The 13,385-nt window shown below is 73.6% G+C and carries 9 protein-coding genes; 7 read left to right on the top strand and 2 right to left on the bottom strand.

The genetic code is table 11. The features are described 5' to 3' along the window. Nucleotides 1-24: 24 nt before the first annotated feature. Nucleotides 25-960, bottom strand: a complete 936-nt coding sequence (locus P3H78_RS25910; RefSeq protein ID WP_276111568.1) for a carbohydrate kinase family protein — start codon at nucleotides 958-960, stop codon at nucleotides 25-27. A gap of 385 nt (nucleotides 961-1,345) precedes the next feature. Between P3H78_RS25910 and P3H78_RS25915 the strand changes: the two genes are divergently transcribed. Then, complete coding sequence (locus P3H78_RS25915; RefSeq protein WP_276111569.1) at nucleotides 1,346-1,768, top strand: Rieske (2Fe-2S) protein; 423 nt, start codon at nucleotides 1,346-1,348, stop codon at nucleotides 1,766-1,768. An 86-nt stretch (nucleotides 1,769-1,854) separates the two neighbouring features. On the opposite strand, the gene P3H78_RS25920 is transcribed toward P3H78_RS25915, so the two are convergent. Beyond that, nucleotides 1,855-2,799, bottom strand: a complete 945-nt coding sequence (locus P3H78_RS25920; protein ID WP_276111570.1) for a hypothetical protein — start codon at nucleotides 2,797-2,799, stop codon at nucleotides 1,855-1,857. A gap of 360 nt (nucleotides 2,800-3,159) precedes the next feature. On the opposite strand from P3H78_RS25920, the gene uvrC reads away from it, so the two are divergent. From uvrC to gap, 6 genes are all read left to right on the top strand, one after another. Further along, nucleotides 3,160-5,295, top strand: a complete 2,136-nt coding sequence (gene uvrC / locus P3H78_RS25925) for an excinuclease ABC subunit UvrC (protein WP_276111571.1) — start codon at nucleotides 3,160-3,162, stop codon at nucleotides 5,293-5,295. Continuing rightward, nucleotides 5,292-6,287 (top strand): RNase adapter RapZ, encoded by a 996-nt coding sequence (rapZ, locus tag P3H78_RS25930; RefSeq protein ID WP_276111572.1) that lies wholly within the window; start codon nucleotides 5,292-5,294, stop codon nucleotides 6,285-6,287. Before uvrC ends, rapZ begins: the two co-directional genes overlap by 4 nt. Beyond that, the gene (locus P3H78_RS25935) at nucleotides 6,284-7,378 is read left to right on the top strand and encodes a gluconeogenesis factor YvcK family protein (RefSeq protein WP_276111573.1); all 1,095 of its coding nucleotides are present in this window, start codon (nucleotides 6,284-6,286) and stop codon (nucleotides 7,376-7,378) included. The genes rapZ and P3H78_RS25935 overlap by 4 nt, the downstream gene beginning before the upstream one ends. After that, nucleotides 7,369-8,358: a DNA-binding protein WhiA gene (gene whiA, locus P3H78_RS25940; RefSeq protein ID WP_276111574.1), complete on the top strand. Its 990-nt coding sequence runs from the start codon at nucleotides 7,369-7,371 to the stop codon at nucleotides 8,356-8,358. Before P3H78_RS25935 ends, whiA begins: the two co-directional genes overlap by 10 nt. A gap of 766 nt (nucleotides 8,359-9,124) precedes the next feature. Continuing rightward, nucleotides 9,125-12,079, top strand: a complete 2,955-nt coding sequence (locus P3H78_RS25945) for a M14 family metallopeptidase (RefSeq protein ID WP_276111575.1) — start codon at nucleotides 9,125-9,127, stop codon at nucleotides 12,077-12,079. Nucleotides 12,080-12,326: 247 nt separating this feature from the next. Further along, nucleotides 12,327-13,337 carry a type I glyceraldehyde-3-phosphate dehydrogenase gene (gap, locus tag P3H78_RS25950; RefSeq protein ID WP_276111576.1) on the top strand — a complete coding sequence of 337 codons (1,011 nt, stop codon included), beginning with the start codon at nucleotides 12,327-12,329 and terminating at the stop codon, nucleotides 13,335-13,337. Nucleotides 13,338-13,385 lie beyond the last annotated feature (48 nt).

The raw sequence follows: 13,385 nt of genomic DNA on the forward strand, positions 1-13,385 counted from the left end.
CGTGTCCGCGCGTGCACGGGGCGGCTACCCGGCCCCGGCCGCGTCCTCTCCCGGTCCGCCGACCTCGGAGGCGTACGGCGGTTCCGCGCCCGCGCGGGAGCAGGTGACCGCCGCCGCACGGGCCGCGAACCGCAGCAGCCGGTTCCAGCCCTCGGCGCCGAGTCCCGCGAGCCCGTCCGCGGAAAGCGCGCCGGTCTCGGACAGGCCGTGCAGCAGGGCCGCGTTCACGGTGTCGCCCGCGCCGATGGTGTCCACCACGTCGACCTCCTCACCCGGCACGCAGTGCACGGCGCCGTCCCGGGTGTGGGCCGTGATCCCGTGCCCGCCGCGGGTGACCACCACGGCCGAGGGGCCGGCGGCCAGCCACTCGCGCGGGGTGCCGCCCAGCCACCGCGCGTCCTCCTCGGACAGCTTCAGCAGCGACACCGTCGGCAGCCAGCTCGCGAACCGCGCCCGGTAGGCGTCCGCGTCGGGGATGAGCCCGGCCCGGACGTTCGGGTCCAGCGCGGTGAACACCCCCTGGCCGGCCGCGGTCCGCAGCAGTTCCTCGTAGGCACTCGCGCCCGGCTCCAGCACCAGCGAGCAGGTGCCGAAGGACGCCGCGCGCGTCCCCGCCGGAAGTGCCGCCGGGGCACGGAACAGCCGGTCGGCACTGCCCTCGACGTAGAAGGAGTAGGCGGCGGATCCGTCGGTGCCGACCGTGGCGACCGCCAGGGTCGTCGGCTCGTCGCCGCGCTGGACGCCGGAGACGTCCACCCCGGCCCGTCGCAGCCCGTCCAGCAGGGCCTCGCCGAAGGCGTCGCGGGACGTGCGGGAGCAGAAGGCGGTGGGGGAGCCGAGGCGGCCGAGCGCGACCGCCGTGTTGTACGGGCCGCCGCCGAGCGCCGGTCTCAGCTCCGCCAGGGCGCCCGTGCCCTGCGGTACCAGGTCGATCAGGGCCTCACCGGCGACGACGATCACGAGGCGGTTCCTCTCTCGGACTGCGGGGACGCCGGCCGCACGGCCTGCGCACCGGCCTCCCTGCGGGCCGGGCGGCCGCGGTGAGCCCGTCCCCACCGCGCGCGGACGCCGGCGGGGACGGTATCCCATCGCCCGCCGTGCGTAAACGCGTCGCCGCCGCCCGCGCCGGCCTGCCCGGGCCGCCGCCCACCCCTGTGCCTGGGGGACCCCTCGGCGGCGCCAGCCCACCTCGGCGCCGGGGCGGATCCCCCGCCCGCAGACCGGGCGATCGGGGCGGATATGGTCGGCGTGCACGACACCGCACACCGCGTGACGGCCCGGCGCCGGATGCGGACGCACCCGGCACACGGTCCCGCGCGACCGCGCACGACCAGGGGAGCCCCCGATGTCCGGCCGTCCCGCCGCCAGCCGCCGTACCGTCCTTCGAGGAGCGGCCCTCGTCCCGGTCGCCGGGCTGGGCGCCGCCGCCTGTTCGCCCGGCGGCACCGCGGCCCCGGCGGTCCCGGACAAGCCGGTGGACCTCGGCGCGGAGCAGGAGGTCCCGCAGGGGGGCGCCAAGCTCTACCGGGACCGGAACACCGTCGTCAGCCGGGACGGCAAGGGTGCCCTGAAGGCGTTCAGCACCATCTGCACCCATGCGCGGTGCCCCATCAACAAGCTCCAGGGCACGACCCTGATCTGCCCCTGCCACGGCAGCGAGTTCGACGCCACCACCGGCGCGGTGGTGCGGGACCCGGCGAACCAGCCGCTCCAGGAGCTCGCGGTCCGGGTCCGCGGTGGCCGGATCGTCGCCGGACCGGAGGCCTGACGGACCGCCCCGGCGCGGCCGGAAGGCCCGACCGGCCGCCCTCGGCCCGGATCGGAGGCATGACGGACCGCCCTCCCGCCGGGCCGCTACCAGTCCCAGCCGATCCCCACCGTCCCCGACCGCACCCGCGGCTCCACCAGATGCACGGAGCGGTGCCGTTCGCTCACCCGCAGTTCGTGCCGGCCGGTGCGGGGCGCGGCCGCCGAGTGCTGGGTGAAACGGTGGCAGCGCAGCGGCAGGGTGGCCGCGTCGAACCGCACCTGGAGGGCGTACTGCCCGCCCGCCGCGCCGAATCCGCGCGTGTACGCGCGGCACACGCCGGCCGTGCCGTCCTCGACGCCGTAGCGGAAGAGGAAGGTGTCGCCGGCCGGCAGCCGGGTGTCGAACAGCAGCTCGGCGACGAGGATTCCGGCGTCGCCGTGCCATCGCACGCGTCCCGTCCGGCAGTTCTCCAGGGCACGCACCGTCATCCGCTCCGGCACACATCCCGGGTCGCCCCGGTGCACCGCGACGAAGCGGTCCACGCCGTCCCGGTGGGCGCGCACGATGTGCTGGGACTCCCGCCCGGCGAGTTCGCGGTGCGGCCCTATCCGGACCCGCTCGTGGTGGCCGAGGGTGTGCAGCCCGCCGTCGGGCGGTACGCCCAGCTCGCCCAGCAGCCGGTCCAGGACGCCCGGTGCCTCGACGGGGGAGCCGTGGGAGCGCGGCACGTGCCGCCGTCCGGCGGACGGCTCCTCGTCCTCGGCCAGCAGCCGGATCAGCGACTCGTCCGGCAGGTGCAGGATCTCCTCCAGGGCCCGCACGGCGCGCAGCGACTCGGGGCGCTGCGGCCGCCGCGCACCCTGCTGCCAGTAGCTCAGACTGGTGACCCCGACCCTGACCCCGTAGCGCGTGAGGTGGTGCTGCACGCGCTGCAGCGGCAGCCCCCGGGCGGCGATCGCGGCGCGCAGGGCGACGTGGAAGGGCCCGCCGTGCAGGGCCGAGTCCAGGTCCGCGGGGGAGACGTCCGCGTGCGGTGAGGCGTGCGGCATGCGGGGGCCTTTCTGTGAAGGTTCACAACGGCTGGTCAGACCGTTCACGTGGGTCCTCGGGACCGGCCCGCCGGCGCGGCGAGGGGCCTCTTCACATCCGTACGCCGCCGTTCACGGCCCTGAGTTCCCCCGCATTGAAGCGTGTTGACCAAGTCCCGACAACACCTGGCGTCCGGTGACGGCGCCCCGCTGGCCGAGTCCGCACCCCCGGCCGGGACCACCCCGTGCCGTCCACGAGGGACGCCTCACCCGCACGAGGCCGACTGGTCACGGTGGGTGGCCGCGGCCGGTGCGGGCCGGACGGGCGGCGTTGTCCACAGGCCCGCCGTCCTGTCACCGGGCGCCAGTAGGGTGTGAGACATGGCCGACCCCTCCAGCTACCGCCCCAAGCCGGGAGACATCCCGGACACCCCCGGGGTCTACAGGTTCCGCGACGAGCACCGCCGGGTGATCTACGTGGGCAAGGCGAAGAGCCTGCGCCAGCGCCTGGCCAACTACTTCCAGGACCTGGCCGGCCTCCACCCGCGCACCCGCTCGATGGTCACCACCGCCGCGTCCGTGGAGTGGACCGTGGTGTCCACGGAGGTCGAGGCCCTCCAGCTGGAATACTCCTGGATCAAGGAGTACGACCCCCGGTTCAACGTCAAGTACCGCGACGACAAGAGCTACCCGTACCTCGCCGTCACGCTGAACGAGGAATTCCCCCGGGTGCAGGTGATGCGCGGCCACAAGAAGAAGGGCGTGCGCTACTTCGGGCCGTACGCGCACGCGTGGGCCATCCGCGACACGGTGGACCTGCTGCTGCGCGTGTTCCCCGTCCGCACCTGCTCGGCCGGCGTGTTCAAGAACGCCGCCCGCACCGGGCGCCCCTGCCTCCTCGGGTACATCGACAAGTGCTCCGCGCCGTGCGTCGACCGCGTCTCCGCCGGCGAGCACCGGGAACTGGCCGAGGAGTTCTGCGACTTCATGGCCGGCCGCACCGGCACCTACCTGCGCCGCCTGGAGACCCGGATGCGGGACGCGGCCGAGGAGATGGAGTACGAGCGGGCCGCCCGTCTTCGCGACGACATCGAGGCCCTGAAGAAGGCCATGGAGAAGAACGCGGTCGTGCTCGCCGACGCGACCGACGCCGACCTGGTCGCGGTGGCCGAGGACGAGCTGGAGGCCGCCGTCCAGATCTTCCACGTCCGCGGCGGACGCGTGCGCGGTCAGCGCGGCTGGGTGACCGACAAGGTCGAGGACGTCACCACCGCCGCCCTCGTCGAGCACGCCCTGCAGCAGCTCTACGGCGAGGAGAAGGGGGACGCCGTCCCCAAGGAGGTGCTCGTCCCGGCCCTGCCCGACCCCGTGGAGCCGGTCCAGCAGTGGCTCACCGGGCGGCGCGGGTCGGCCGTCTCGCTGCGCATCCCGCAACGCGGCGACAAGAAGGCCCTGATGGAGACCGTGCAGCGCAACGCCCAGCAGGCGCTCGTCCTGCACAAGACGCGCCGCGCCTCCGACCTGACCACGCGCTCACGCGCCCTGGAGGAGGTCGCCGAGGCCCTCGGCCTGGACAGCGCCCCGCTGCGGATCGAGTGCTACGACATCTCCCACCTCCAGGGCGACGACGTCGTCGCCTCCATGGTCGTCTTCGAGGACGGCCTGCAGCGCAAGAGCGAGTACCGGCGCTTCCAGATCAAGGGCTTCGAGGGCCAGGACGACGTCCGGTCCATGCACGAGGTGATCACCCGGCGCTTCCGGCGCTACCTCTCCGAGAAGGAGCGCACCGGTGAATGGGCCGACGGCGAGGACACCGTCCCCGCCGCCCCGGACGCGGCCATCGCCACCCCCGGCGGCGGCGCTGTGAACGGCACGGACCCGGCGGCACCCCCCGGGGCGAACGGCTTCACGGAGGACGACGGGCGCCCCAAGCGCTTCGCCTACCCCCCGCAGCTCGTCGTCGTCGACGGCGGGCAGCCGCAGGTCGCGGCGGCCCGCCGCGCACTGGACGAGCTGGGCATCGACGACATCGCCGTGTGCGGCCTGGCCAAGCGCCTGGAGGAGGTCTGGGTCCCGGACGAGGACGACCCGGTGGTCCTGCCCCGCTCCAGCGAGGGCCTGTACCTGCTCCAGCGCGTCCGCGACGAGGCGCACCGCTTCGCGATCACCTACCAGCGCACCAAGCGGGCCAAGCGCCTGCGGTCCGGCCCCCTCGACGACGTGCCCGGCCTCGGAGAGACGCGCAAGCAGGCGGTGATCAAGCATTTCGGCTCGGTGAAAAGGCTGCGATCCGCCACAATCGACCAGATCTGCGAGGTTCCCGGTATAGGCCGCAAGACGGCCGAGACCATTGCCGCGGCCCTCGCCCTGGCGGCTCCGGCCGCACCCGCCGTGAACACCGCGACGGGAGAGATCATGGAAGACGTGGACGACGCGGCACCCGGGACGACGGCGGGTTCCGCAGGGGTTTCCGTGCCCACGGGAGTCCCGGACGAGCGACGGGGGCAGGAGAGATGACCGGACACGAGAAGCGACCCGCGGAGCACAGAGACCCGACCCGCGGCGGGGCACAGCGCGAGCAGTCCCAGCAGGCGCCCCAGAAAGACGGAGAACAGGTGAGTATCGACACGGCCGGGGTCCCCGACACGGCCATCCCCGAGCTGGTGATCATTTCCGGCATGTCCGGGGCCGGTCGGTCGACGGCCGCCAAGTGTCTGGAGGACCTCGGCTGGTTCGTCGTCGACAACCTTCCGCCCGCGCTGATCCCCACCATGGTGGAGCTCGGCGCCCGCTCCCAGGGCAACGTGGCGCGCATCGCCGTCGTCGTCGACGTCCGGGGCCGCCGCTTCTTCGACAACCTCCGGGACTCCCTGGCCGACCTGGAGGCGAAGCACGTCACCCGGCGGATCGTGTTCCTGGAGTCCTCGGACGACGCCCTGGTGCGCCGCTTCGAGTCGGTGCGCCGGCCGCACCCGCTCCAGGGCGACGGCCGGATCGTCGACGGCATCGCCGCCGAGCGTGAACTGCTGCGCGAACTGCGCGGCGACGCCGACCTGGTCATCGACACCTCCAGCCTCAACGTCCACGAGCTGCGCGCCAAGATGGACGCCCAGTTCGCCGGGGAGGAGGAGCCCGAGCTGCGGGCCACCGTCATGTCCTTCGGTTTCAAGTACGGCCTCCCGGTCGACGCCGACCTGGTGGCCGACATGCGCTTCCTGCCCAACCCGCACTGGGTCCCGGAGCTGCGCCCCTTCACCGGCCTCAACGAGGAGGTCGCCGGGTACGTCTTCAACCAGCCCGGGGCCAAGGACTTCCTCGACCGCTACGCCGAGCTGCTGCGGCTGGTCGCGGCCGGCTACCGCCGCGAGGGCAAGCGCTACGTGACGATCGCCATCGGCTGCACGGGCGGCAAGCACCGCTCGGTGGCCATGTCGGAGAAGCTCGCGGCACGGCTCGCGGCCGAGGGCGTGGAGACCGTCGTCGTCCACCGGGACATGGGGCGCGAGTGACCGGACGTACTCCGCGGCTGAGCAGGCTGCGCCGGGCGGTGCCCGAGGGGCGCTCGACCCGGCAGGCGGCCGAGGCGCGCGCGGGCCGCCCCGCCGAGGCCCGCGGCGCCCGGCCCCGCCGTCGCGGCGCGCAGCCCAAGGTGGTCGCCCTCGGCGGCGGCATGGGCCTGTCCGCCTCGCTCGCCGCACTGCGCCGGATCACCGGTGATCTGACCGCCGTCGTCACCGTGGCCGACGACGGCGGTTCCAGCGGCCGCCTGCGCGACGAGCTGGGCGTGCTGCCGCCCGGCGACCTGCGCAAGGCGCTGGCCGCGCTGTGCGGGGACGACGACTGGGGCCAGACCTGGGCCCGCGTCATCCAGCACCGCTTCACCTCCCAGGGAGACCTGCACGAGCACGCGGTCGGCAATCTGCTGATCGTGGCCCTGTGGGAGCAGCTCGGCGACCACGTCCAGGCCCTCGACCTGGTCGGCAAGCTGCTCGGCGCGCACGGCCGGGTGCTGCCCATGTCCGCGGTGCCACTGGAGCTCCAGGCCCTGGTCAGGGGGCACGACCCGGAGCGACCGGAAGACGTCGACACCGTCCGGGGGCAGGCGACGGTCGCGCTCACCCCGGGCGAGGTGCAGTCCGTGCACCTGGTGCCGCACGATCCGCCCGCCGTCCCCGAGGCCGTCGCCGCCGTCCTCGACGCCGACTGGGTGGTGCTCGGCCCCGGGTCCTGGTTCTCCTCGGTCATCCCGCATCTGCTGGTGCCCGAGCTCCTCGACGCGCTCACGACGACCAAGGCCCGCCGGGTACTCTCACTGAACCTCGCCCCGCAGCCGGGAGAAACCGCGGGCTTCTCCCCGCAGCGTCATTTGGAGGTTTTGGGACGACACGCCCCTAAACTCGCCCTGGACGTGGTGCTGGCCGACGAGGCCGCCGTGCCCGACCGCGAAGTCCTCACCGAGGCCGCCAAGCGGTTCGGCGCCGCGGTCGAGCTGGCGCCGGTGGCCCGGGGAGACGGAACCCCTCGGCACGACCCGGAGCTGCTGGCCGCCGCGTACGACCGTATTTTTCGGATGCATGGAAGGATCGGCCCATGGCGATGACGGCAGCGGTGAAGGACGAGGTCTCCCGGCTCCCCGTCACCCGGACCTGCTGCAGGAAGGCGGAGGTCTCCGCCATGCTGCGGTTCGCCGGCGGCCTCCACCTGGTCAGCGGGCGCATCGTGATCGAGGCGGAGCTGGACACCGCGATGGCGGCCCGGCGCCTCAAGCGCGACATCCTGGAGATCTTCGGCCACGGTTCCGAGCTGATCGTGATGGCACCGGGCGGCCTGCGCCGCGGTTCGCGCTACGTGGTGCGGGTCGTCGCGGGTGGCGACCAGCTGGCCCGGCAGACCGGCCTCGTCGACGGCCGGGGCCGCCCGATCCGCGGTCTTCCCCCGCAGGTGGTCTCGGGGGCCACCTGCGACGCGGAGGCCGCCTGGCGCGGGGCGTTCCTGGCCCACGGCTCGCTCACCGAGCCGGGCCGCTCCTCCTCGCTGGAGGTGACGTGCCCGGGGCCGGAGGCCGCGCTGGCGCTGGTCGGCGCCGCCCGCCGGCTGTCGATCGCAGCGAAGGCCCGCGAGGTCCGCGGCGTGGACCGGGTCGTCGTCCGTGACGGTGACGCCATCGGCGCGCTGCTGACGCGGCTCGGCGCGCACGAGTCCGTGCTGGCCTGGGAGGAGCGGCGGATGCGCCGCGAGGTCCGCGCCACTGCGAACCGGCTGGCCAACTTCGACGACGCCAACCTGCGCCGCTCGGCCCGCGCCGCGGTCGCCGCCGGCGCCCGGGTCCAGCGTGCCCTGGAGATCCTCGCCGACGACGTGCCCGAGCACCTCGCGGCGGCCGGCCGGCTGCGCATGGAGCACAAGCAGGCCTCCCTGGAGGAGCTGGGCGCGCTCGCCGACCCGCCGCTGACCAAGGACGCCGTCGCGGGCCGGATCCGCCGCCTGCTGGCGATGGCCGACAAGCGCGCCTCCGACCTGGGCATCCCGGGCACGGAGGCCAATCTCTCCGAGGACCTCGCGGACAACCTCGTCGGCTGACCCGCACCCCCGGGGGCACACGGAAGCGCACCCGGGCCGGGGCCCTCCCGGGCCGGGGCCCTCCCGGGCCGGGGCCCTCCCGGGCCGGGGCCCTCCCGGGCCGGAGCCCTCCCGGGCTCCCTCCGTCGGGACGCCCGCGCCGCCGGCAGGGACGCCCGGGCCCGTCGGGCCGCACCCTCCGGACCCTCCGGCGGGTCCCGGCCGGGCTCCCTTCCGAGAGGCGCCGGGGCACCCCAGCCGGGAACCAGCCGGATTTCCCCCGGCGGGTCCCGCGGGGCGTACCCCGACCGGGGTCCACGGGGCCCCGCCCGGCCCCTGCCGCCGCGCACCCGCCCGGACGGTGCCGGCCGGGCCGCACGGGCAGCGGCCGATGGTCGACGACCCCCGAGCGGCCTGCACGCACCGACCCGGCCCCGCCGTGCACCCGACCGTCCGGGCCCCCACCGCCCATCCCCGTCCCAGACCTCAGGCCCTTAGGTCCTCCGGCCCCGCTCTGTTCCCCCCGGGACCGCCCGGCACCCGGTCCCCGTCCCTGATCCCGTCGCCCCGTCCCGGGTCTTCCACCACTGGCCCCGTCCCGGGCCCTGATCCCGTCGCCCCGTCCCGGGTCTTCCACCACCGGCCCCGTCCCAGGCCCCACCACCAGCCCCCTCCCGGGGCCTCACACCCGCGTTTCCCTGGCTTTGACGCGCTCTTGACTCGATCGAGGACTGACATGAGCCTGGCAATTGTTCGCCGCCGTGGCGGACCACCGCTTGGGGGGTACATGAGACACAGAGCGAGATCGATCCTCGCCGTCGGCGCGCTCCTGCTCGGCGGAGCGGGCCTCGCGCCCCTCGCCCGGGCGCAGGGTGGCACCCCGCCGCGTCCCGCGCCGGACGAGGTGAAGGTCTTCCGCGCCGACGTCACCGCCCGGCAGTTACCGCTGCTGCTGGCCGCGGGCCAGGACGCCCAGGAGCTCGGCGAGCAGGTGGGCGGCAGGGGCCACGCCCCCGTCGAGCTCTATCTCACCGGCCGGCAGGCCGACGCCCTGCGGACCCGGGGCGTCCGGCTCACCGAGCACACCCTGTCGGCCACCGCGGACCGGCGGGTGGCGAAGGCGGCCCAGGGCGTCTTCCGGCCGTACAGCGGCAAGGGCGGCCTGAAGGAGGAGATCCTGCGCACCGCCCGCACCCACCCCGGGCTGACCAAGGTCGAGTCCATCGGCAAAACCGTGGACGGCCAGGACATCCTCGCGCTCAAGCTCACCCGGAACGCCCCGCGCACCCGGGACGGGTCGAGGCCCTCCGTGCTCTACCTGTCCAACCAGCACGCCCGCGAGTGGATCACGCCCGAGATGACCCGCCGGCTGATGCACTACTACCTGGACCACTACGGGACCGACCCGCGGATCACGAGACTCGTCGACACGACCGAGATGTGGTTCGTCCTCTCCGCCAACCCCGACGGCTACGACTACACCTTCAGGGACGCCGGCACCCGCCAGTGGCGCAAGAACCTGCGCGACGTCAACGGCGACGGCGTCATCTCCACCGGCGACGGCGTCGACCTCAACCGCAACTTCCCCTACAAGTGGGGCTACGACGACGAGGGTTCCTCGCCCAGCCCCACGAGCGAGACCTACCGCGGCCCCGCCCCCGACTCCGAGCCCGAGACCCGGGCACTGGACCGCTTCGAGAAGCGCGTCCGCTTCACCTACGCCGTCAACTACCACTCCGCCGCCCAGCTCCTGCTCTACGGCGTCGGCTGGCAGGTGGCGACCCCGACCCCGGACGACGTCCTCTACAAGGCGCTCGCCGGCACCCCGGACGACCCGGCGATCCCCGGCTACCACTCCCAGGTCTCCTCGGAGCTGTACACGACCAACGGCGAGGCCGACGGACACGCGGCGAACGTCAACGGCACGGCGATGTTCACCCCCGAGATGTCGACCTGCCAGACCGCCTCGGACGCCGATCCCGACGACGCCTGGAACGCGGCCGACTGCCGCTCCGTCTTCACCTTCCCCGACGACGAGAAGCTGATCCGGCAGGAGTTCGAGAAGAACGTCCCGTTCGCGCTCTCCGTCGCCGAGACGGCCGCCCATCCCGACCGGCCCTCGTCCTCCGTCGGGCTGAGCGCCGCCGACTTCACCGCCTCCGCCTTCCCGGTGTCGTACGCGCGCGGCGCCGACCAGCAGGTGTCCGTGGTCGTCCGCAAGTCGGTGCGCGGCAAGGAGCTGAGGTACCGCATCAACGGCGGCCGCACCCACGCGCGGCCGCTCGGCGCCTGGAAGGGCGGCCGGACCTACGGCGGCGGCGACAACCTGTACTTCGACGAGTACCGCGCGGCGGTCCGCGGCGCGGCGCCCGGCGACCGGGTCGAGGTGTGGTTCACCGGCCGCGGTGCGCACGGCGTGCGGCTCTCCGGCGGCCGCTTCGCCTACAGGGTCGCCGAACGGTCCCGGGCCGACTCGCTCGTGGTCGCCGAGGAGGGCGCCCCAGCGACGCAGGCGCGGACGTACGTGGACGCCCTGCGCGCGAACGGCCGCCGAGCGCTGGTCTGGGACGTCGCCCGGCAGGGCGCGCCCGACGCGCTCGGCGTGCTCGGCCACTTCCGCACCGTCGTCCACTACTCGGGCGCGCGGGGCCCGGCCAACCCCACCCAGCTCCAGCTCCGCGCCTACCTCAACGAGGGCGGCCGGCTGATCGAGGCGGGGCAGCGGGCCGGCGGCAGCGTCGACCTCGGCGACGGCACCCCCTCGGACGACTTCAGCCAGTACTACCTGGGCGCCTACTCCCGCACGGCCACACCGGGCGCGACGGGCTTCACCGGCGCGGGCCGGCTCGCCGGGTTCACCGGCGCGCTCGGCGACGCGCCCGGCGATCCGCTGAACCAGGCCGGCGCCTACGGGGTGACCTCCGAAGAACTGCCGGCCCGCACCCACCCCCAGTTCACCAGTGCGGGCGCCGGGCGCTACGCCGGGACGGTGAACCCGTACGGGCCCTACACAGGCGCGTACATGGCAGCCGCGGTGCACACCGACGACGCCTACAAGCGCCTCACCCGCACCATCGACCTCACCGGTGTCACCGCCGCCGAGCGGCCCACGCTGCGCACCCGGCTGCTGTGGGACACCGAACCCGGCTACGACCACGCCGTCGTGGAGGTCCACACCGTGGGCGCCGACGACTGGACGACACTCCCGGAGACGGGCGGCCGGACGAGCACCGCGGTCCCGGCGGACTGCGGGGCCGGATTCCTGATCGACGAACACCCGTGGCTCCGGCACTATCTGACCCTCGGCTCCGGCGGCTGCACCGCCACGGGCTCCAGCGGCTCCTGGAACAGCCTCACCGGATCCTCCGGCGGCTGGCAGCAAGTGGGCTTCGACCTCGGCGCGTACGCCGGCAGATCCGTCGAGGTCTCCCTGTCCTACGTCACCGATCCGGGCACCGGCGGCCACGGCGTCCTCGCCGACGACACCGCGCTCGTGGTCGGCGGAACGGCCCGCCAGACCGAGGGCTTCGAGACCTCCCTCGGGCCGTGGCGGGTGGCCGGGCCGCCGGCCGGCAGCCCGGCCGCACCGAAGGACTGGGCCCGCACCGGGACCCTTTTCCGCACCTACGGGGCGGTCACCACGGACCGGACGGTGCTGCTCGGGTTCGGCCTCGGGCACCTCCCCGCGGCGGCCGACCGGACCGCGTTGCTGGGGAGGGCGCTGAGGGCACTCGACAAGTGAGCCGACCCGCTCACGAACGAGTGACTCGACCGTGCGAACGGCACTGACACACCCCTGCGAAACGGGGTGTTCCGGGCGGCGTTCCCGGGTGGTCCGTACCCCTACTGGCGGGTACGGACCATGGTGCCGTGTATGAGGCATCTGGATGTCACCACCAGGGCCGCAGAGAGGTAGGGTCGTGGGTGGTCGGGGACATCCCATACAGCTCGCCGGCGTCGAGCCGGCGTACCAACGAGGAGATCGGTTCGTGACGATCCGCGTAGGCATCAACGGCTTTGGCCGCATCGGTCGTAACTACTTCCGCGCGCTGCTGGAGCAGGGTGCAGACATCGAGATCGTGGCTGTCAACGACCTGGGTGACACCGCGACCACCGCTCACCTGCTGAAGTACGACACCATCCTGGGGCGTCTCAAGCAGGAGGTCACGCACACCGCCGACACGATCACGGTCGGCGGCCACACCATCAAGGTGCTCTCCGAGCGCAACCCCGCCGACATCCCGTGGGGTGAGCTGGGCGTCGACATCGTGATCGAGTCGACCGGCATCTTCACCAAGAAGGACGACGCCGCGAAGCACATCGCCGGCGGTGCGAAGAAGGTCCTCATCTCGGCTCCGGCCAAGGACGAGGACATCACCATCGTCATGGGTGTCAACCAGGACAAGTACGACCCGGCGAAGCACCACGTCATCTCCAACGCCTCCTGCACCACCAACTGCGTGGCGCCGATGGCGAAGGTCCTCGACGAGAACTTCGGCATCGTCAAGGGTCTGATGACCACGGTGCACGCGTACACGAACGACCAGCGCATCCTGGACTTCCCGCACAAGGACCTGCGCCGCGCCCGTGCCGCCGCCGAGAACATCATCCCGACCACGACCGGTGCCGCCAAGGCCACCGCCCTGGTCCTGCCGCAGCTCAAGGGCAAGCTGGACGGCATCGCCATGCGCGTCCCGGTCCCGACCGGCTCGGCCACCGACCTGGTGGTGCAGCTCCAGCGCGAGGTCACCAAGGACGAGGTCAACGCCGCGTTCAAGAAGGCCGCCGAGGACGGCGACCTCAAGGGATACCTGTCCTACACCGAGGACGAGATCGTCTCCTCGGACATCGTCGGCGACCCGGCCTCCTGCACCTTCGACTCCTCCCTGACCATGGTCCAGGAGGGCAACTCGGTGAAGATCCTCGGCTGGTACGACAACGAGTGGGGCTACTCCAACCGCCTCGTCGACCTCACCGTCTTCGTGGGCGACCAGCTCTGATCGCCGCAACAGGCACCTCGAGGTGAGAGCAGGGCTCGGGCAGCGCGC

The organism is Streptomyces tropicalis (assembly GCF_029269835.1).
GTDB lineage: Bacteria > Actinomycetota > Actinomycetes > Streptomycetales > Streptomycetaceae > Streptomyces > Streptomyces tropicalis.